General features: G+C 62.8%; 18 protein-coding genes. 5 read left to right on the forward strand and 13 right to left on the reverse strand.

Features of this window, described 5'->3' with window-relative positions:
- Positions 1 to 49: 49 nt before the first annotated feature.
- Entirely contained in the window at positions 50 to 2,779 is a 2,730-nt protein-coding gene (locus tag LDZ28_RS17855; RefSeq protein ID WP_244828303.1) for a penicillin acylase family protein, read from the reverse strand.
- A 204-nt stretch (positions 2,780 to 2,983) separates the two neighbouring features.
- Here LDZ28_RS17855 and LDZ28_RS17860 point away from each other — a divergent pair, with 204 nt between their 5' ends.
- From LDZ28_RS17860 to LDZ28_RS17870, 3 genes are read left to right on the forward strand one after another with little or no spacing between them, the layout of a single operon-like run.
- On the forward strand, positions 2,984 to 3,154 hold the full coding sequence (locus LDZ28_RS17860) for an oxidoreductase-like domain-containing protein (protein WP_244828304.1): 171 nt from the start codon (positions 2,984 to 2,986) through the stop codon (positions 3,152 to 3,154).
- Entirely contained in the window at positions 3,102 to 3,365 is a 264-nt protein-coding gene (locus LDZ28_RS17865; RefSeq protein WP_244829745.1) for a hypothetical protein, read from the forward strand. Before LDZ28_RS17860 ends, LDZ28_RS17865 begins: the two co-directional genes overlap by 53 nt.
- Positions 3,366 to 3,403: 38 nt before the next feature.
- Complete coding sequence (locus tag LDZ28_RS17870; RefSeq protein WP_244828305.1) at positions 3,404 to 3,913, forward strand: DUF1993 family protein; 510 nt, start codon at positions 3,404 to 3,406, stop codon at positions 3,911 to 3,913.
- Here the strand turns inward: LDZ28_RS17870 and LDZ28_RS17875 are convergent.
- The 3 genes from LDZ28_RS17875 to mprF all read right to left on the reverse strand — a co-directional run bounded on the left by LDZ28_RS17875 (position 3,906) and on the right by mprF (position 8,409).
- Positions 3,906 to 4,289, reverse strand: a complete 384-nt coding sequence (locus LDZ28_RS17875; RefSeq protein WP_244828306.1) for a VOC family protein — start codon at positions 4,287 to 4,289, stop codon at positions 3,906 to 3,908. The genes LDZ28_RS17870 and LDZ28_RS17875 overlap by 8 nt on opposite strands.
- Positions 4,290 to 4,516: 227 nt before the next feature.
- Entirely contained in the window at positions 4,517 to 5,815 is a 1,299-nt protein-coding gene (locus tag LDZ28_RS17880) for a virulence factor family protein (RefSeq protein WP_305038175.1), read from the reverse strand.
- Complete coding sequence (mprF, locus tag LDZ28_RS17885) at positions 5,812 to 8,409, reverse strand: bifunctional lysylphosphatidylglycerol flippase/synthetase MprF (protein WP_244828307.1); 2,598 nt, start codon at positions 8,407 to 8,409, stop codon at positions 5,812 to 5,814. The genes LDZ28_RS17880 and mprF overlap by 4 nt, the downstream gene beginning before the upstream one ends.
- Before the next feature lie 499 nt (positions 8,410 to 8,908).
- Between mprF and LDZ28_RS17890 the strand changes: the two genes are divergently transcribed.
- Positions 8,909 to 9,169, forward strand: a complete 261-nt coding sequence (locus tag LDZ28_RS17890; protein ID WP_244828308.1) for a hypothetical protein — start codon at positions 8,909 to 8,911, stop codon at positions 9,167 to 9,169.
- 15 nt (positions 9,170 to 9,184) lie between these two features.
- Here the strand turns inward: LDZ28_RS17890 and LDZ28_RS17895 are convergent, their stop codons facing one another.
- Positions 9,185 to 9,673 carry a hypothetical protein gene (locus LDZ28_RS17895; protein WP_244828309.1) on the reverse strand — a complete coding sequence of 163 codons (489 nt, stop codon included), beginning with the start codon at positions 9,671 to 9,673 and terminating at the stop codon, positions 9,185 to 9,187.
- Positions 9,674 to 9,902: 229 nt separating this feature from the next.
- Positions 9,903 to 10,535 (reverse strand): response regulator transcription factor, encoded by a 633-nt coding sequence (locus LDZ28_RS17900; RefSeq protein WP_244828310.1) that lies wholly within the window; start codon positions 10,533 to 10,535, stop codon positions 9,903 to 9,905.
- 258 nt (positions 10,536 to 10,793) lie between these two features.
- On the opposite strand from LDZ28_RS17900, the gene LDZ28_RS17905 reads away from it, so the two are divergent.
- Positions 10,794 to 11,246, forward strand: coding sequence for a histidine kinase (locus LDZ28_RS17905; protein WP_244828312.1), 453 nt, complete (start codon positions 10,794 to 10,796; stop codon positions 11,244 to 11,246).
- Positions 11,247 to 11,349: 103 nt separating this feature from the next.
- On the opposite strand, the gene LDZ28_RS17910 is transcribed toward LDZ28_RS17905, so the two are convergent.
- The 7 genes from LDZ28_RS17910 to LDZ28_RS17940 all read right to left on the reverse strand — a co-directional run bounded on the left by LDZ28_RS17910 (position 11,350) and on the right by LDZ28_RS17940 (position 18,465).
- Positions 11,350 to 12,285, reverse strand: a complete 936-nt coding sequence (locus tag LDZ28_RS17910) for an aldose epimerase (protein ID WP_244829705.1) — start codon at positions 12,283 to 12,285, stop codon at positions 11,350 to 11,352.
- Positions 12,285 to 13,199 carry an ABC transporter permease gene (locus tag LDZ28_RS17915; protein ID WP_244828313.1) on the reverse strand — a complete coding sequence of 305 codons (915 nt, stop codon included), beginning with the start codon at positions 13,197 to 13,199 and terminating at the stop codon, positions 12,285 to 12,287. The genes LDZ28_RS17910 and LDZ28_RS17915 overlap by 1 nt, the downstream gene beginning before the upstream one ends.
- On the reverse strand, positions 13,199 to 14,065 hold the full coding sequence (locus LDZ28_RS17920) for an ABC transporter permease (RefSeq protein WP_244828314.1): 867 nt from the start codon (positions 14,063 to 14,065) through the stop codon (positions 13,199 to 13,201). Before LDZ28_RS17920 ends, LDZ28_RS17915 begins: the two co-directional genes overlap by 1 nt.
- Positions 14,062 to 15,138 (reverse strand): ABC transporter ATP-binding protein, encoded by a 1,077-nt coding sequence (locus LDZ28_RS17925; RefSeq protein WP_244828315.1) that lies wholly within the window; start codon positions 15,136 to 15,138, stop codon positions 14,062 to 14,064. The genes LDZ28_RS17920 and LDZ28_RS17925 overlap by 4 nt, the downstream gene beginning before the upstream one ends.
- An 87-nt stretch (positions 15,139 to 15,225) precedes the next feature.
- A complete protein-coding gene (locus tag LDZ28_RS17930) occupies positions 15,226 to 16,368 on the reverse strand; it encodes an ABC transporter substrate-binding protein (RefSeq protein ID WP_370652212.1) in 1,143 nt (380 codons plus the stop codon).
- Between the two features lie 356 nt (positions 16,369 to 16,724).
- A complete protein-coding gene (locus tag LDZ28_RS17935; protein ID WP_370652147.1) occupies positions 16,725 to 17,648 on the reverse strand; it encodes a dihydrodipicolinate synthase family protein in 924 nt (307 codons plus the stop codon).
- Positions 17,649 to 17,772: 124 nt separating this feature from the next.
- A complete protein-coding gene (locus LDZ28_RS17940; RefSeq protein WP_244828317.1) occupies positions 17,773 to 18,465 on the reverse strand; it encodes a FadR/GntR family transcriptional regulator in 693 nt (230 codons plus the stop codon).
- Positions 18,466 to 18,599: the final 134 nt, after the last annotated feature.

Consider the following 18,599-nt stretch of genomic DNA (forward strand, 5'->3'; position numbering starts at 1 on the left):
CATGCCTTTGATCGTGCGGCAATCATGCAATTTTTTTCAATATGTATGATCAATAACGCGTTCCCGTGATTACGGTGCGCGAAACGGCTGGATCGGCTTCGATCGCCTGATCGGTGAACGGAAAGCGCGCCCACTGTTTTGCCGAGAAAAGACGCGTGGCATCGGCCGAGTGCGGCGAAGCGGGATCGTCGGACTCGGAATGCGACAGCAGCGTGTCGGCTTCCACGCCGCCCGGGCCATCGGCCGCGAACGAGACGACTTGTACGTAGCTGTCGCCCTGACCGTTCGCGTCCATCGGATACCCCTTCGCGTCCAGCGGACGCCGCGCGCATACCACCGTAAAGTAGCCCGCTTCGTCGCAACCGCCGTAGAGCGGCACGCGTTCGCCCGCGCGCGTGGTATACAAAATGTCGCCCCGCCGCGAATCGAGCGCGAAACCGTTCAGCCGGAGCGCGAGCGCCGCGCCGCCGAGCGCCTGTCGCAGATCCTGCACGACGGCGGGATTGTCGATGTTGAAGCCGCTCGGCGTATCGAGCGGCTTGTCGGGGCTGAAGGGCGTCGCGTAGAGGCGCTCGGGCGCGAGGCGCGTCACGCGTTGCCAGAACTCGTCCCAGAGGTTCGCGCCGCGTGCATCGATATCCGATGAACCGTTCCAGCTGCGCAGCACTTCGCATGCATCATGCAAAGCGTATTGCGCGTCGTTGCCGTTGCACACGGCATCGAGCAGCGGTTGGCGATACAGTCTCTCCGACATCGAGCCGGTAGCCAGCACCGCGGTTTCCAGGGCGTCTCGCGTGATGCCGCCCGGCTCGCGCTGCAGCCGCGCCGCGAGCAGATGGCCGTAACGCGTGCGCAGCGACTGCTCGTAACGCGTCGCTCCGGCCACGCGCGCAAGGCCCGTGAGCGGCGCGTTCGCGTTGGTGAGCCAGTAGCTGTCGTTGAAGTTGCCGACGTAATCGCCGCGCACGACGCTCGCCATTTGCGCGACCGGCAGCGCGCCCTGCTGCACGCTCGATCCATCCGCACGCCACGCGCAGGCGCTCTTCGAACCGTCGAGGAACGGCACGCCCGGCATACGGCTCGCGAGCGCGCGGCCGGCGGGCGGCGTGCATGCATCGGCGAGCGCGTCGGGCACGTCCGGGATCGCGCCGATGTCGGCGAACCAGACGCGCGCGTCGTTGCGGCCGATCGCGAGCGTGTTGGCCCACGGCATCGCCGCATAGCGCTTCTGGATCGCCATGAAATCATCGAGCGAGCGCGCCTGGTTCCACGCGAAGAAGTTCTGGAAGGCGCGCGCGTTGTCGGCGTTGACATCGGCGAGCGCATAGGCCCGCTGCGTGTTCCATCCAAGTGCCGGCGAAAGAGCGGACAGGTCCATCACCGGACCGAAGCGCGTTCGATACAGCGTGCGCGTGACGGATTCGATCGTGCCATCGGCGCGAAGCGCGCGGACGGTGAGCGGCACGGGCGTCATCGGCTGGCTTCGACCATCGAACATGTAATGTGTGGAATCGGCGGGATCGAGCGTCAACTGGAAGATGCCGAAGCGGCGCGCGCTCGATACGGTATGCGTCCACGCGATGTTCTCGTTGAAGCCGAGCACGATGAGCGGCACGCCGAGAAACGACACGCCGGCCACATTCACGCGTCCGGGGATGGTCAGTTGCGCCTGATAGAAGCGGTCCGGGCCGCGCCAGAACCAGTGCGGATTGCCGAAGAGGATGCTGCGTTGGTCGCTCGTTACCGGCGCGCCGAATGCGAGTGCGTTGCTGCCGATGCCGGGGTTTTCGCCGATGGGATAGCGCAGGGCATCGAGCGGGTTGTCGGCGTGGAGCGGAGTGCCGAATGCGGGTGCTTGATTGCCGAGGCCGGGATTGTCACCGGCGGAATAGCCCGAAAAATCGTGCGATTTCATGGCATGAAGCGGAGTGCCGGATGCTGCGTCATTGCTCATGCCTGGATCTTCGCCGCTGAGATAGCGCGGCAATATTCGCGAACTGGCGGCAGCAAGCAGAGCGCCCTTGTTCACCGGAGATGGCGTTGGCGCGATTCGCCCGCCGCTTTCATCCAGCGGACCAGCCGATGTACTGCTTGTCGCCGGCGCCGCATCCGGCGTTGTCTCCCCGCGCGGCGTCGCTCCTGCTTTCGGGGGTTGCGCCGCCGCAATCGCCTGCACGAAGCGCGTCGATCCGCCCGCGAGATTCGCCGCGATCAGCCGACGGTAAATATCGTCCGACGTGATTTTGTCGACCCACGGCTTGCCTTTGCATGCAGCATGCAACTTCGGAAAATTGCCCGCGTTCAAATCTGCGAGATAGCGGTTGTAACCGGAGGCGAAGCCATCGATCAGATCGCGCAGGTCGACGGCTTGCGCCGCGCGATAGCGTTCGACGGCGGCCTGATCGATAACCATGCGGAAGAAGAAGTCGGCATCGAGGTTGCGCGGCTGACCGAACGTCGACATCGCTGGCGGACGTGCCTCCGCGCCGAACGAGGCCGAGCGCTCGCCGCGATAGGTGACGAAGGCATCGGCGAGCGTGCACAGGTTGTCTTCGGCTTGCGCGTAGCCGAAACCGAAGCCGAGACTGCCCCAATCCGCCGCGCGTACGTGCGGGATGCCCGACTCCGTGCGGCGGATCTCCGCGCTATACGCTGTGTTTCCGGCTTGCGTCGATTGCGCGGTTTGCGCTCGCCCCGTATCGGACTGAGGCGCGCTGCAGGCGGCCAGCAGCACGCTTAGGAGCGCACCAGAAATCGCATGCCTGACGGTCTGGTTCATCGGGAGAATCCTGTGTCCGATCGACGCGGTTTTTAGAATGCCTCGCGCGAAAGTATCGCATTCGGCGTTCGCAGGCCGCCGCCAAAATTTAGACGACCGTGCGCTCCTGGGTGACGAAGCGTTTCGCATGCGGCATGCGGCATGCGGCATGTTGCATGCAACATGCAATGCACAATGACCCGATGAGATTCCCCACAGCGAGAGATGCCCCCTACCAACGACCCGCGCCCCGCGCCGCCCGAACGTCCATTGCCGGAAGACTGCTGCCAAAGCGGCTGCCATCCTTGCGTGTTCGATCTTTATGAAGAAGCGCTGGAGCGTTATGAAGAACGACTTCGGGAGTGGAACGCGAGACATGGTGAGGCCTCTGGGTGAGAAGGCGGTTCTGGCGGCGTGGCAGGCCGAATCGCCGTTCATGGAAAGCGTCGCAACCAGCCGTTCGAGCTTTCATGTCCGCAACACGACGGACCAAGCCGGCTCGCCGATTCACTTCAGCAGCCCGCACCTCACAGCGCTATGCTTATGCCCCGCCGACATACTCGGCGCGGCGGCCATGATTGAGGCAACTCGAAAACGCCTGCTCTAGCCCCACCCGCATCAAAAACCAAAAAGGAGCGCTCTCCCATGTCACTCTCGATGTATCGCGCGTCGATTCCCGTGTTCATTCGCGGACTCGAAGTCTGCGCCAGCCTGCTGGAAAAAGGCGCCGCCTTCGCCGATGAAAAAGGCCTCACCCACGCCGATGTAATCAACGCGCGTCTCGCCCCCGACATGCTGCCGCTCGCCGCGCAGATTCAGCGTGCAAGCGATACGGCCAAGCTTTCCGCCGCGCGTCTTTCAGGCGCGGAAGCTCCGCGTTTCGAAGACAACGAAGACAGCTTTGCCGCTTTGCAAGAGCGCATCGCGAAGACCATCGTGTTTCTGAAGAGCATCCAGCAAGAGACACTGGCCGACAGCGAAGCGCGCACCGTCACGATGAAGTTTCCCAACTTCGAACCATCGTTTTCGGGCGTCGATTATCTGTTCGGCTTCGGTCTGCCGAATTTCTACTTCCATGTCGTGACGACGCACGACATCCTGCGTCACCTCGGCGCGCCTATCGGCAAGCTGGACTATCTCGGTCCGCTCAAATGAGTTCGGAAATCTCGATCAGGTTGTAGTCCGGATCGCGCACATAGACCGAGCGCAATCTTTGCATCGCGCCGGTTCGTTCGACCGGACCTTCGATGATCGGTACGTTCATCTGCGCGAGCCGTTCGATCACCCGGTCGAGCGGCACGGCGGCGATGAAGCACAGATCGAGCGCGCCCGGCACCGGCAGATGCGCCTTCGGTTCGAATTCGGAACCGCGCACGTGCAGATTGATTTTCTGATTGCCGAAGTGAAATGCGAGACGGTCCGCGCCGAAGCTTTCGAGCTTCATCTGCAGCACATCGACGTAAAAGCGTTTGGTCGCCTCCACGTCGACGCAGGTGAGGACGAGATGGTCGAGATGATCGATGAGAGACATGCCGGACTCCGCGTGTAGGGTCCGGTCATGGTAGACGATGACGCTGAATCGTGAACGACGACGCTCGGGAAACTGGCGCTCGCCTTGCGCCCTGACTCTCGAACCGCACCAACGAGCGAACTCGAACGAAGCGCCCGCATTAATCAAGAGCGCAGCCCGCAAACGCAAAAAAGCCGAAACGCGACCCATCGCGCTTCGGCTTTTCAAACCAAACTCGAACGACCCGCCTACCGCGAAGCCGTCTGCGCCTGCTCTCCTCGCGCCGCGATCTGCTTACGCCATCCCGCGAGAATGCGCCGCGCCAAGGCATCGTAGTCGCCGCCGAAATGATGATCGCCTGGCAGCTTCACCACCTCGATCCCCGTCTTCGTCAGCGACGGACACAGCGTATCTTCCTCCTTCTCGCCGTAGATACATTGCACGAGCGCCGGCGGCAGCTTGTTGAGTTCGGGCCGTACCTTGAGCGCCTTGTCGCTTGCCGGCATGCCGAGCCAACCCGTCACGCGAATCTGAAAATCCGCCGACGGCGAAAAACCCATCAGCGAGACATACGAAACCTGACCGCGTACGTCGTCCGGCAAACGGTTGTAGGCAAACGGCATGACGTCCGCGCCGAACGAATAGCCAACCAGCGCCACATGGCTCGTATGCCAGCGCGCGTTGTAAGTGCGAACCACGCGCGCGATATCCGCCGCCGTTTGCTGCGGCGACTTCTCGCTCCAGAAATAGCGCAGCGAATCGATGCCGATCACCGACACGCCATCGCGCTGTAGCGCAAGCGCCATCGTCTTGTCGAGATCGCGCCAGCCGCCATCGCCGGAAATGACGATGGCAAGCAGATCCGTCGGCTGCGCGGCGCGCAACTCGATGAGCGGCAGATCGGACACGTCATGCTCGCCCGCGACTTCCGCCTTCTTCAGATGCGGCGCCGCCATCGCGACGATCGCATCGGATTTGCTGCGGCCCGGCTGCACCGCATCGCGCGCCATGAAGCCCGGCAAACCCTTCGCGTGGATGATGGTCGGGTCGGGCGGACACGGATTGAAGCGCGCGTCGAGTTGAGTATCCGGCGCAAGCGATATCGCGCCCGCAACCGTATTGTCCGGCGCCTGCTTGAGCGCCTGCTCGGCGAGAATCGCGCCTTGGCCCGTGCCCGCGAAAATAGGCGAGTAATAGTGGCTCGCCTGCACCGTGCGTTCGAGCTGATGGCTCATGCTCTCGGCGTCGCCGACGAGGTTGTGGCACTTCTCTTTTTCCGCGGTCAGGCGGGCGGCGTAGCGCGGCGTATCGACGCCGACGACCATCGCGCCTTTCGCGGCGAGCGCATCGGCGGCTTGCTGATCGCTCGCATTCCAGCCGCTTTTCTCGGAGAACAAGACGACGAAGCCGGTCATGTCGCCCGAAGGCTTGGTGAGCGTGACCTGGCCATAAGTGCCACCCGAAATCGTGGATGCCGCGTGAGCCGCGCCCAGCATTGACATGCCGGCAAGCGCCGCCGCAATCAGTTTCTTGCTATTCAAAATCATGAACGCCAGCCTCCCGCCAGAAGCGAGAGGTCCGCCAAAGTGAAAAATACGCCAACCGAACCGGACGCCGCGAGGTAACGCGGTTCCCAGCGCGGCTGGAACTTGCTTTTGAATCCGCGCAGACCGCGGAAGTTGTAGAAGCGCCCGCCAAAACGCCACACGAGGCCCGCCAGCCGATGCCAATGCGATGCCAGCGGCGTCGGCTCCATCCCCGACAGCGGCGCGATACCGAGCGACAGCGACTTGAAGCCCGCTTCCTTCAGATGCAGCGCGAGCTTGGTGAAGAGATATTCCATCGCGTACGGCGAAGCCTCGGCGACATGGCGCATCACGCCGACGGTCGCTTCGGTGTTCATGTCCGTCGTCATGAAGGTGACGAAGGCGACCGGCGCGCCCTGCTGACGCACGAGCAACACGGACTGCGCCGCCAGATAATCCTCGTTGAACGCCGCCACCGAGAAGCTTTTTTCGCGCGCGGAACGGCTGTCGAGCCAGTCGTCGGAGATGGTGCGCAGCATCGGCATGCATTCGGCGACACGCGACGGATCGATCACTTCGATATCGAAGCCATCACGTTCGCCGCGCTTCAACGCATAGCGCAGATGCGACCGATGCGAGCCCTTCAGATCGAATTCCGACAACGCGACGTGCGCTTCCTCGCCGAGCTTCATCAGCGTGAGGCCGGCGTCGAGATAGAGCGGCAAGGCATCGGCGCGCACCTGGTAGAACGCCGCGCGGCCGTTGTGCGAATGCGCGAGCGCGACGAATTGACGGATCAACGCGGCCCACTCGTGGCGCGGCCCGACCGGGTCGTGCAGCGCGGCCCACGTGCGGCCGTGTTTCGCGTACATCAGAAAAGCCTGGCGCGACTCGGAGAAGAGGAAGCTCTTGTCGCCCATCATCGCGAGACCGGCGTCGCTGCGCTCCTGCGCGCGGAAGATGCGCGCGGCATCGGCGAGATCTTGCGGCGCGGGTTTCTCGAAACGGCCTGCCGCCGGACGCAGCAGTTGCCACACCGCGAACGCCGACGCGAACACGCCCGCTGCGAGCGTTGCACGCAAGGCGCGAGGCGCGCGGTCGTCGAAAGCGAACTGCCACCAGAGATCGGTGTTGTAGGCGACGTCGCGGAAAGCGAAGAACATGATCCACACGGCAACCGCGATCACCATGCCGATAGAAAACAGCCACGTCGCCGTAAAGCGCTCGGCGAACAGCGACGAGCGGCGGTTGAACCGCTCGCGCGTCGCGACGAGCAGGAGGATCAGGACCGCGAGCACGCCTGCCTCGACGAACGCGAGACCCTTTGCGAGCGACAGCGCCAGATTCGCCACCGCGAGCATGAGCGCGAGCCACCACGCCGCATCGAGACGGCGCATCAGGCCGCGCGCGACGAACAACAGGAGCACGCCGAGCACGCTGCCGAGCAGCTGCGAACTCTCCAGCACCCACAGCGGCAGCACGGTCTGCAAGAACGCAATGCGGATCTTGAAGGCGGGCGTGGCGCCGGAGATGACGAGCATGGAGCCAGCCGCGAAGGTCACGATCGACAGAAACAGCGGCGCGAGTTGCGAAACGCGGCTCGGACGCAGGAAGCCGAAGCGGCCCTTGAGCGCGCGGCCTTCGAACGCGGTCATCACACCGGCGGAGAGGATCAGCGGCAGGCCGAAGTAGATCGCACGATACGCGAGCAGCGCGGCGAGCACGTCCGGCGTCCGGGCGCTGCTGCCGAGCGCGAAGACCATCGCCGCTTCGAACACGCCCACGCCGCCCGGCGTATGACCGATCATGCCGAGCAACATGGCCGCCGAAAACACCGTCATAAATTCGCCGAAGCCGACCTGCGCGCCCGGCAACAGCGCCCACAGTGCGAGACCGGCGCCGAACACATCGACGACGGCAAGCGCCGTTTGCGCCAAGAAATCGCGGCGCGACGGCACCGTGAACGCGAGCCACTTCCAGCGCGACTGCAAGGTGCGCGGCGCGCGGCCGCAAAAGACGAGCATCGCGACGAACACGGCGAGCAGCGCGGCGCCGATGATCTGCAGGATCGTCGGCGAAAGATGCATCATGCCGGCGAGCGTGCCCGCCGAGAACAGCATGCCGGCCGCAGCCATGAAGGCGAGCGACAAAGCGAGCGTGACGCCCGTGAAGACCGAAAGGCGGCCAACCTGAGCCGGCGTGACATCGGCCGCGCCGTACACGCGGCAGCGCACGGCGCCACCCGTCAGCGCGCCGAAGCCGGTCACGTTGCCAAGCGCCGATCCCACCGTCGCGCCGACCCACAGAAGCGAACGCGGCACGCTCACGCCAATGTGCCGCAAACCAACGGCGTCGCGTCCCACGAGCGCGGCGAAACTGAGCGCGGTCGCGCAGAGCGCCGCAAGCCACGCCTGCGGCGTCGTCGCTCGCAGCGCGTGCATCACCGACTGATAATTGACCGCGCGCGAAAGATGCTCGAAGACCACGAGCAGCAACACGCCGACGATTACCGTGAGCGCAGGCGCGGCGAGCCGCTGGGGATCGGAAACGATGCCGCTGAAACGAGCGGGCATCGACGTGGCGCGAAGCCGGGAGAACAACTTTCTGCGAGACATGCGTTCTTTGGAACTTGCCCGCGCTCGCTTGGGCAGGGATACTGCCCGGCGCGAGCGCTGATCATCGTTATCGGGAACCGCGCAACCTTGCGCGGTCGCAGCGCTCGTTCGGCTCGTCTACACTTGCCGCCCGTGCTCGCGCCATACAAAAGGCTTCAGAGCGAGAAACGCCTGTATAACGGCGACGGTTGACCCAACTTGACTAATATTGGGACAACCACGGGTAAGAACGTGGAAATCGTGAGCTGGAGCGGTTTTGCAAGCGGCCGACCGTGCTCGAATAGCAAGAACTGGCGGGTTTACGGTTCGTCAGCCTTGCGGTTACGATCGACGGCCACCGCATCGGCACGCCAGTTTCGGCGCACGGGGCGCAGATTAAGCGGATACTGCAGAGAAAGTCATCGGAATTATGAGAAAAATTGTCACAACCTGTGCAGCAACGTGTTTTGCTCTCGTCCTTGCATCCTGCGCAAGCACGGACGACGCTCTCATCAAGACCGTGCCGATCGGTTCTGGCACCTCGCAGCGCGCGCCCTACGACTTCGTGGAATGCGCCAAGGCCAGGTGGATGCCGATTGGCGGGCGCGTACGCGAATACTCGCTGAGCGCGGATACCGAAGCGGTTTCGGTGGCGGGAAAAGGCGGTGTATCGACGGTGCTGGCCGTCGCGCAACAATCCGCGGGCGGCACCGGCTACACGATTTACGGGGATATCGCGGTCGCGAGCCGCTATGTGACTGCGGCCCACCTTTGCGACTAAGCAACTAGAAGGCGTTCAAGACGGCTTGCCGTCGCGCAGATTCAAGCCTGCGAGGTGCGTGCCGACGATGCGTCCAATCAGATAGCCATCCGACGCGCACGCGTTAGTGCGCTCCTTGCCGTCCCACTGGATCTTGTACTGGTCGTCCTGCGAGTGCACGGCGGATGCATCGAATTTGCGCTTGTCGACGCGGCCACCGCTGCGCGCCGCCTCAGCGATGAGCCGATTCCAGGTGAGCGCGTAGCCGTAGCGCACGCCGTCGGCGAAAGCGTCGGTATCGCAGACTTGCGAGGGCGGCGTGGTCTTCACGGTCGTGTGGAACCCGCTCGTGCCGCCGATCGCGATACGCTGCTCGCCCGGCGGGGACGGTGCCACGGGCTTGGCGGCAGCACGCGCCGCCTGTGCTGCCTGAGCCGCGGACGCGGCAGATGCCGCGGCGGCCGCATCGGCATCGGCCTGTTGCGGAAGGGGCGCGCAAGCGCCAAACGCCAAGGCCAGCGCCATCGCTACCGCATAAGCTGCGCCGCCGCGCCGGAGTGTGCTGAATCTCGAACCGCTATTCACCTGCAGATTCCCGTCTTGAAATAAACGGGCTCTACCTTAACACCGTCGTCGGATTCGTCCGAATTTTGAGAAATGGGGACGCGGCGCTTTTGCGACGGATTTTCCCAAACCCAAACGACGACGCGGACGCCCTCTCGGTGCGCCCGCGCAGCATTGGCAGAGAACCGCCTCAGGAAGCCGACGACGTATTGCTCATCGGCATCTCGATTCCTCGCCGCGCCATTTCCACGATGAGGAACGTGCGCCGCGTGACGTGAAAGCGCGCCAGCAAGTCGCTGGAATACTCTTTCGCCGTGTTTTCGCTGATATTCATCTTCCGCGCGATCGCCTTATTCGATAACCCCTGCAGCAGATACCGCAAGGTTTCGGTAAGCCGTGGCGGCAAGTCCAGCGATTCGACGGTAATCCCAGCGTGAGGCGTGACCGGACGCGGACTATGACCGCCCTTGCCGAGTACCGTGTTCGGCAGATAGACGCGGCCGTTCAGGATAGTCTTGAGCGCCTCGCGGAACACGCCCGCGCCCTGTTCGCTACCCTTGGAAATGAATCCGCACGCGCCGTTCTTGATGCACTCGAGCACCGTATCGCGGTCGTCCTGGGCTGAAAGCATGACCGTCTGAATTTCGCGATCTTCCTCGCGGATCCAGTTGAGCAAATCCATACCCGTGGTCTGACCGCGCAAGTGGTAGTCGAGAAACATCAGGTCATACGAGTTGGCCGACAACTTGGCCTTAGCCTGCTCGAAACCGTCCGCTTCGTCGATTTCAAGCAAAGGCTCGTTCGCCAGGATGAGACTTTTCATCGCGCTCCTGGTCAGCCCTTCGTCCTCTACCAGCAATACATTTTTGAAATAACCGTTTTCCATTGCAAAGCTCCGAGAACGGTTCCGATATTACGCGTTCGCTGATTGACTTCCACCCTCCCTTCGCAGGGATACATTCGGCAGTCTCCCAAAATCCCCTGAACCCCCTACCCGTGCCGGGTGTTGGACAAAGCACGGCCGGTCAAAAATGCTCGGCATCGAATCAACCAAGAGATCAACCAAGACCGGGAGGATGAGATGTCAAGCAGTCAAGCCAACAACGAACGGGAGTTCGCGTTGTGGCGAATGAAGCGGGCTCACACGGGCGATGCGCCTCGGCGCGTGCTGGTGGCTCATAAGGATAAATCGATCGGTGAATCGCTCGCCGTACAGCTTCGCCTGAAGGGCCTGCAGGTCATTCTGTCGCAGGATCTCAAGTCGGTGCGCGCGCTCGTGAATAGCTGGAAGCCGCAGGCGCTTATCGTCGATACGAGTCTGGACAGTGAGTCCGGCTACGTTTTTATCCGCACGCTGCGCATGGATGTCGATGTCACCGGGCGGCTGCTCGTCGCCCTCAGCAACGTTTTACCCGCCGATCCGGTGCAGACGCTGAAGGAAGCCGGCTTCGACGCGCATTGCCGCAGACCGTGTTCGACGTGGCGCATCGTCGAAATGGTCGAGGCATTTTTCTCCGCGCCGGCCACGCGCTGACGCTCGAACGGGAGGTGCCGCATTAACAGGGATGCTTGCCTTTTAGCCGGGGGCGTGTTGCCGGCCAATGCATCGCGCATGCGGCACGCCCTGGCGGCGCGCGTCAGGCGCCGGCGCCGGCCGGGCGTTCGTCCCGGCTCACGCCGGTTGCCATCACGAGCGACACCGCTTTTTCACTACCTGGCGCAATGACGGCGACGCCCGTCCCGCGCAAGCCCCGTGCGTCGAGATTGAAACCATCGCTCACGTGCGACACGGGTTCGACGCACAGATAGCCCGCACCGGCCGGGCAGTGCACGACGACGTGATCGAGCGTGTCGCCGGCGTCGAGTGAGAGCGTGCGGCCGTCGGCGAAATTTAGCGTCGCGCGGCCGCTCCATCCGCTCAGATAGCGCGTGTACCCTTCCTCTTCTCGTCGATGCCGGCGCGCCGGCGCTTCCCCCGATGGCTCGACCGCAATCTCGCCTTCATGCCGCCAGTCGATACTCGCATCCAGTTCGGCTTCCTGCGCCGCGAAATACGGATGAAAACCCATGCCGACCGGCATCGGCCGCGCGGAACGGTTCAACACGCGCATCGACAGCCGCGCACCCTCGGCGTTCGCCTGGATGACCTGCTCCGCTTCGAACGGCCACGGCCAGCCATGCTCGTCCTCGCGATGCACATAACGCATCACGATGCAATCGGCGTCATGGCGCTCGACCTGCCACGCCGCGTATTGCCCGAAGCCATGCAGCGCGTGCGCCATGCCCGGAAACGTCGACAACTCGACACGCTCGCCATCCGGTGCCGGAAAGCGCGCATCGCGCACGCGATTCGAAAACGGCACGAGCGGATAGCTGCCGCCTTTCGGCCAGGTATCGGCGGGCCAGCCTGAAAGCGTGATCGGCACGAGCCAGTCTTGCAGACCGCCGGCGAATCCGGTGGCGAAGCGCGTGATGCGCCCGCCCGCCGACGGCGCCACTTCGATGACATGCGGCCCACTCGCAATCGTCAGACGCGGCTCGGCCGCGAGCGCCACGACATCACGCGGTCCCATCACTGCCGCTGCTCCTTCACGCGCGAAACCAGTTGCGTCGGACTCACGAACTGCAGCGCAATCAGCACCCAGATCAGCGTGATCGCCATGTAGATCATCGCCATGGCGTCGATGGATTGCGGCGCTCGCACGCCTGTCGAAAACACCGCGTAGTAGAGCGCGACGACGAGCGTCTGCGTGGTCGGTCCCGCCGTGAAGAACGTCAGCTCGAACATGCCGATGGTGCGCACGAGCACGAGCAAACCGGCCGCGAGCATGCCCGGCACGAGCAGCGGCAGCAAAACATAGCGAAAGTAACGCGTCGTGTTCGCCCCGAAGATGCGCGCCGCCGATTCCAGATTCGGATCGATCTGCTCGATGAACGGCGTCATCACCAGAATCACGAACGGCAGCGCAGGCACCAGATTCGCGAGGATCACGCCCGTGAGCGTGCCGGCGAGATGGAACTTGTACATCACGGTGGCCATCGGAATGCCGTAGGTGACGGGCGGCACCATCAGCGGCAGCAGAAACACGAGCATGGCAAAGCGCTTGCCGGGAAACTGCACGCGCGCAAGCGCATACGCAGCGGGCACACCCAGCACGATGGACAGCAGCACGACCGCGCCCACCACTTCCATCGTGACGAGCAGCACACTCGACAATTGAAAGTCGCTCCACGCCTGCGCGTACCAGTGCAGCGTGAAACCTTGCGGCAAGAGCGTGCCGAACCAGCGCGTCGCGACCGAATTCACCGCGACGGTCGCAATCAGCAGCAGCACGTTCAAGAGGAAGAAACCCATCGTCGCCCAGACGAGAGCTTTCCACAACCGGTCGGGCAAGCTAGCGCGTTGTTTCATGTTCTTGCCTGGCTTCGATCCTTCGCCGAGGGTGGCGGCCGGCCAGTTCTGGGTCGCGCGATTGTCGGTAGCCATTATCCCTTCCCTCCGGTGACAGGACCGGTATAGAAGAAGCGCCGCGCGCCGAGCATGCCGCCCACCACGAGCAACTGCACGAAGCCCATGACGAGGGCGATGGTCGATGCCAGCGAGTAATCGTAAGTCTCGAACGCCGCTTCGGATGCGGCGATCGAGATCACGCGCGTGGGACCCGCGGGCGCGCCGAGCAGCACCGCCGACGGAAACACCGAGAACGCCTGCACGAACGAGAGGCACGCGGTCATCGTGAGACCGGGAAGCAACAGCGGAAAGTAGATCTGCCGGAACTGTTGCCACGGACTTGCGCCGAGCGTGGCGGCCGCGCGCGCAAGCGTCGGGTCGATGCCCGTCACATACGAAAGCGTCAGCAAAAACGCAAACGGAAAGCCCGACACGATGAGCGAAATCAGCACGCCCCAGTAGTTATGCGTGAGCCGGACTTCATCGCCATAAAGATGCAACGCCTGCACGGCTTGCGGGAACCAGCCGTTCGGGCTGAAGTACGTCAGCATGCCATCCGCGATCAGCACGGTGCCGAGCGTCACCGGAATGACGAGCAGCGTGGTCGCGAATTTCTGATACGGCGACGAGCGCCGCAACGCAAATGCGACCGGCACCGAGACGCCGACGTTGATGAGCGTCGCCGGCACCGCGAGCTTGAGCGTCACGATGATCGTCGGCCACATCGACGTATCGGTGAAAAACGTGATGTAGTTGGCCCACGCGCTGCCGCCGTTCATCGGATTGAACGACAGCATGAGACCGTAGGCGAACGGATAGATGAAGAGCGCGACGATAAAAATCAGCGCCGGCGCGACAAGCCAACCCTTCGGATCGCGCTGGACGGGAAGCGTGGCGATCATTTGTCTTCTCCGTACACGAGCGTCTTCGAAGGCGCAACGCGCAACGTGATGCGCTCGCCTTCGCTGTACTCGCCCGCAATGCGCGCCCACAGCTTGCCGAACGCCGTGTTTACGATGACGAGCGAATCGCGGCCGCCGTATTCGACGATCTCGACGAGCGCGTCGAACGCGTTCGGCTCGCCGGGCGCGGCGCGTTCCATGTCTTCGGGCCGCAGCGCGACGCTGACGTTCTTGCTGTCGAAGCCTTCCATCGGCATGCCGAGCAAGCGCACGCCGTTCGCGGTGACCGCGACGGATTCGCCCTGCGTGCCTTCGAGCGTGAACGGCACGACATTTCGAAAGCCCATGAAGCGCGCGACATGCAGGTTCTTCGGCCGCGAATACACTTCCTTCGGCGCGGCCACTTGCTGCACCGACCCCTCTTTCATCACGACGATGCGGTCGGCCATCGACAGCGCTTCGTCCTGATCGTGCGTCACGTAGATGGTGGCACGTTCGAGCTTGCCGTGAATGCGGCGGATTTCCGCGCGCATCTCGATCCGCAACTTGGTGTCGAGATTGGACAAGGGCTCGTCCATCAGGACGAGCGGCGGCTCGATCACGATTGCGCGCGCAATCGCCACGCGCTGCTGCTGGCCGCCTGACAACTGGCCGGGCAACTTTGCGTCGTGCCCGATCAGTTGCACGAGATTCAATGCGGCCTTGGCGCGCTTGGTGGCTTCCGCCTTCGCGACGCCGCGCATCTTCAGGCCGAAGCCGACGTTATCCAGCACCGACATATGCGGAAACAGCGCGTAGTTCTGAAACACCATGCCGAAGCCGCGCTTCTCGGGCGGCAACACGTCGATACGCTTGTCGTCCAGCCAGATGCCGCCGCCCGTCAAAGGCTGCAAACCGGCGATGCAGTTCAGCGCCGTCGACTTGCCGCAACCCGAAGGCCCGAGCAGCGCGATGAACTCGCCGCGCTGGATGTTCAGGTCGAGTCCTTTCAGCGCGGCGAGTTGCTGCCCTTCCGCATTGGTGAAACTGCGCGAGACCGAGTCGAGACGCAACTGCTCAAAATCATGCTTCATGGCGAAACCCTTGTGCGAAGCGGCGGCGTCCGATGAGGAGCGCCGCCGCTTTATCAATGACGCGGTATCGATGCCTGGCGTCGATGCTTACTTAGTCTTCGCCGCGCCGATTTCACGGTCCCATTTCTGGAACGCGGCGACCATCGCCTGCGCGTTGAGCGGCACGACGTGCGGACGGTCGGCAAGCAACTTCGCATATTCCGGCCGGCCAAACTTCTGAATCACTTCCTGGCTCTTGGCGGGCGCGGCCGACAGCGGCACGTCCTTCACGGCGGGGCCGGGATAGAAATAGCCGTCGTCGTATGTCAGTGCCTGCTGCGCGGGCTCGAGCATGAAGTTCATCAGCTTGTAGAGCACGTCGAGCTTTTCCTTGGGCACGCCCTTCGGGATCACCATGTAGTGGGCGTCGTTCACCCAGGTCATGTTGTCGAAGGCTTGCACCTTGAATTCCGCCGGCACGATGCCGAGCGCGCGCGGGTTGATGTCCCAGCCCGTCACGGTCACGGTCATGTCACGCGTGCCCTCGCCCAGTTCCTTCATCACCGCCGACGTGCCGCCCGGATAGTAGGGAATACAGTCGTTCAGTTGCTTGAGGAAGGCCCAGGTCTTGTCCCAGCCGTTGACCGGATCGGTCGGGTCCTTGTCGCCGAGCACATACGGCAGACCCATGAGGAAGGTACGGCCGGGACCGGAATTGGCCGGGCGCGCGTAGATCAGCTTGTTCGGATGCGCCTTGCACCACGCGAGCAGTTGATCCGGCGTCTTCGGCACGTCGGTGACCTTTGCGGGGTTGTATTCGAGCAGCGGACCCGCGGGCATGTAGGTGACTTCCAGGCCGTAACCTTGCGCGATGTCCTGCATCTTGCGCGGACCCGGTGCGTACTTGTCGAGCACACCGGGGAACGCCTTGGCGTTGTCGGGCAGCAGCTTTTCCCACAGACCTTGCTGGATGCCGGCCGCGAGCGCATCCGTGCCCGTCACGACGAGGTCGATGTCCGAGCGGCCCGCGCCCTGCATCGCCTTGATCTTGCCCGGCAACTGCGGCGCGGGCGCGTTCGTGAAGGTGATGCTGGAAACGAGATCGGGATACTTCGCCTTGAAGGCTTCGAACCCCTTCTGCGTCAGTTGAAGATTGCCCGCAACGTCGACGATGTTGATGGATACCGGATCGGCCGCATTCGCCCCGCCCGCCGCAAATATCGCGCTGACGGCGACGCATACCGCCGCCATTTTCACTGACAGTCCTGCCTTGAAAGCCATTTCGTCTCCTCACGTCTTTCGCAAGGCCGGTTGTTTTATTGGTGCCCGGCCTGGGTTTGCTTGCTCTGATTTTTCGATACTTCGCGATTCCGCACGTTGCAGCGCAGCCGCGCAATGCTTCCTTTTACTTCGGAAGTTGAAAAATAGCTAACGCGATCATCGTATGTCAAGCAAATCGACGGGAGCAGATCTTGTTTCCCAACCGGGTCAAACAGGCGTTGACGCTTTGTCTGCCGATGTTTGCTGCGCGCTCTCGGGATATACCCCGAGCGACTTGTTTAACCGCTTTTAACTGGCGTTTCCCGTGAAGGCGCCGCATTACGCACTCAAGCGATGGCGCGGTCCATTTCAACGAGGTCGCGCGCTTCCTTCGCGATGGCAGGCAACGCCGCTTCGGGCGAGCCGCTCAGGAGCGGCAGAAGCGGCCCCATATCCGCGATGCCCGAGAGCGTCACGGCGTCGTGCAGGACGCGGATGAGCGAGATTTCGTCGCGTAGGGTTTCGAGCGGGAGGAAGCGGTTATAGAGCTGTCGAGCCTCGTCCATGCGACCGGCTTTCACGGCGTGCAGCAACGCCGTCACCGCGTTAGGCGCGATGCAGCCCGAGCCCGTTGTCCACGCAGCGAGCCCGAATTCACGCACGTGGGCGATCGACGGGCGCTCGCCCATACCGGACACGACTTTCGCGGCCGGAACGCTTTGCAGCAGGTGGAGCAGATACGGATCGACGGCGGGATCGGCGCGCACAATCGCGTACTTGACGGCCAGCAACGTACCGTCATCGATGAGTGCGGCGAGCGTATCGACATCGACATAATCTTCGCTCTTGATATATAGCGTGAACGGCATGCCGGCTGCATCGACCAGGCGCTTGAGGCCCGTCGCCACGCCCTGTGGCGTCGTGAATCCGGCAAGCGGGAGCACCATCGCGGTACGGAAGTCCGTCTGCGAAAGAATGTGCGCCTGGTCGAGCATTTTTCCGTAGTCCGGACCGATGGCGGGAATTACGCGCGTCTCTTGCCCCGCAATCTCGGCAAGCATGTCAAGCAACTCGCGGTACTCGCTCACGGCAACGTGATAAAGATTCGCATTGCCGCCGTATAGGAGCGTGCGCACGCCGCCCGCTTCTATATGCTCGACCAACTTGCGGTTTGCATGAGGATTCAACGAGTAATCGACATTTCGTGCGAGCGGCGGCACGGCCATGACGGACTCAGAAAACTCGCTTACGGTAATCGGTTGGATGTTCACGGCGCCTCGCGGTAGTCGTCTGGAACGATCGAAAGTAGCAAGGCACCCCAAAGTTGTCAAACAACTTTTCTGTTAACTAGGGTTTCCCCTTTAACCTATCGATACGGTCGTATGACATCTACGCCTAACTGCCGAACATCCGATTCAGCGCATTTTCGAGATGCGACTTCATAGCTTCGCCGGCTCGTGACGAATCGCGAGCACGAATCGCATCGAGCACATCCAGATGCTCGCGCTGGACGAGACGCTGCCGCTCGACTGTTTTCACGAGCGACAGGTTTCGCGACAGGTTCATGCTGAAAACAATCTGCTCCTCGATAAACGAGAGCACCGTGATGAAGAACTGATTTTTCGATGCCTTTGCGACCGCAAGATGGAACGCGAAGTCGTCTTTCGCGCCAATGCCTTCTTGCGCCTCCACCACGCGTTCGAGTTGTTCCCAGGCGGCTTCGATGGCGCGGATGTCGTCGTCATCCGCCTTAAGCGCGGCAAGCTCGGCTGCGCCTGCTTCCGTGACTACGCGAAATTCGTAGCATCGGCGAATGTCTGACAGCGTTTCTAACGGAGCGAAGCGCCGCACATCCGGGTCTGGACGACGACCGACAGTAGTGCCCGATCCGCGCCGCGTGACGATGATGCCGTCCGCGCGTAGTCGCGCCAACGCCTCGCGCACGGTCGGGCGCGAGGTCGCAAAGCGTTCGGCAAGGGCGTGTTCTGTCAGAAGACGATCGCCTTCCTTGAACTCGCCTTCCATGATGCTATTGAGGATATCGCTGTAGATTCGGTCGGCGAGACCATGCGATTTACGCTCGTTCATGTGTACGCTGGACGTGCTTGTCAGAGTAGGGAACGATTGTAAGGCAAATTTTTGCGTTGTCGCGATAACGCGTGAAGGCCGACGCACGCCATGCTGCGTCGGCCTTCTTCACTTCACTTCACTTCACTTCACTT

The organism is Caballeronia sp. TF1N1 (assembly GCF_022878925.1).
Lineage (GTDB): Bacteria > Pseudomonadota > Gammaproteobacteria > Burkholderiales > Burkholderiaceae > Caballeronia.

What these genes read in the sequence shown, in the direction of transcription:
- LDZ28_RS17855 (WP_244828303.1), bottom strand. Translation starts at nt 2,779, where the DNA reads ATGAACCAGACCGTCAGGCATGCGATTTCTGGTGCGCTCCTAAGCGTG.
- LDZ28_RS17860 (WP_244828304.1), top strand. Translation starts at nt 2,984, where the DNA reads ATGCCCCCTACCAACGACCCGCGCCCCGCGCCGCCCGAACGTCCATTG.
- LDZ28_RS17865 (WP_244829745.1), top strand. Translation starts at nt 3,102, where the DNA reads ATGAAGAACGACTTCGGGAGTGGAACGCGAGACATGGTGAGGCCTCTG.
- LDZ28_RS17870 (WP_244828305.1), top strand. Translation starts at nt 3,404, where the DNA reads ATGTCACTCTCGATGTATCGCGCGTCGATTCCCGTGTTCATTCGCGGA.
- LDZ28_RS17875 (WP_244828306.1), bottom strand. Translation starts at nt 4,289, where the DNA reads ATGTCTCTCATCGATCATCTCGACCATCTCGTCCTCACCTGCGTCGAC.
- LDZ28_RS17880 (WP_305038175.1), bottom strand. Translation starts at nt 5,815, where the DNA reads ATGATTTTGAATAGCAAGAAACTGATTGCGGCGGCGCTTGCCGGCATG.
- mprF (WP_244828307.1), bottom strand. Translation starts at nt 8,409, where the DNA reads ATGTCTCGCAGAAAGTTGTTCTCCCGGCTTCGCGCCACGTCGATGCCC.
- LDZ28_RS17895 (WP_244828309.1), bottom strand. Translation starts at nt 9,673, where the DNA reads ATGGCGCTGGCCTTGGCGTTTGGCGCTTGCGCGCCCCTTCCGCAACAG.
- LDZ28_RS17900 (WP_244828310.1), bottom strand. Translation starts at nt 10,535, where the DNA reads ATGAAAAGTCTCATCCTGGCGAACGAGCCTTTGCTTGAAATCGACGAA.
- LDZ28_RS17905 (WP_244828312.1), top strand. Translation starts at nt 10,794, where the DNA reads ATGTCAAGCAGTCAAGCCAACAACGAACGGGAGTTCGCGTTGTGGCGA.
- LDZ28_RS17910 (WP_244829705.1), bottom strand. Translation starts at nt 12,285, where the DNA reads ATGGGACCGCGTGATGTCGTGGCGCTCGCGGCCGAGCCGCGTCTGACG.
- LDZ28_RS17915 (WP_244828313.1), bottom strand. Translation starts at nt 13,199, where the DNA reads ATGGCTACCGACAATCGCGCGACCCAGAACTGGCCGGCCGCCACCCTC.
- LDZ28_RS17920 (WP_244828314.1), bottom strand. Translation starts at nt 14,065, where the DNA reads ATGATCGCCACGCTTCCCGTCCAGCGCGATCCGAAGGGTTGGCTTGTC.
- LDZ28_RS17925 (WP_244828315.1), bottom strand. Translation starts at nt 15,138, where the DNA reads ATGAAGCATGATTTTGAGCAGTTGCGTCTCGACTCGGTCTCGCGCAGT.
- LDZ28_RS17930 (WP_370652212.1), bottom strand. Translation starts at nt 16,368, where the DNA reads ATGGCGGCGGTATGCGTCGCCGTCAGCGCGATATTTGCGGCGGGCGGG.
- LDZ28_RS17940 (WP_244828317.1), bottom strand. Translation starts at nt 18,465, where the DNA reads ATGAACGAGCGTAAATCGCATGGTCTCGCCGACCGAATCTACAGCGAT.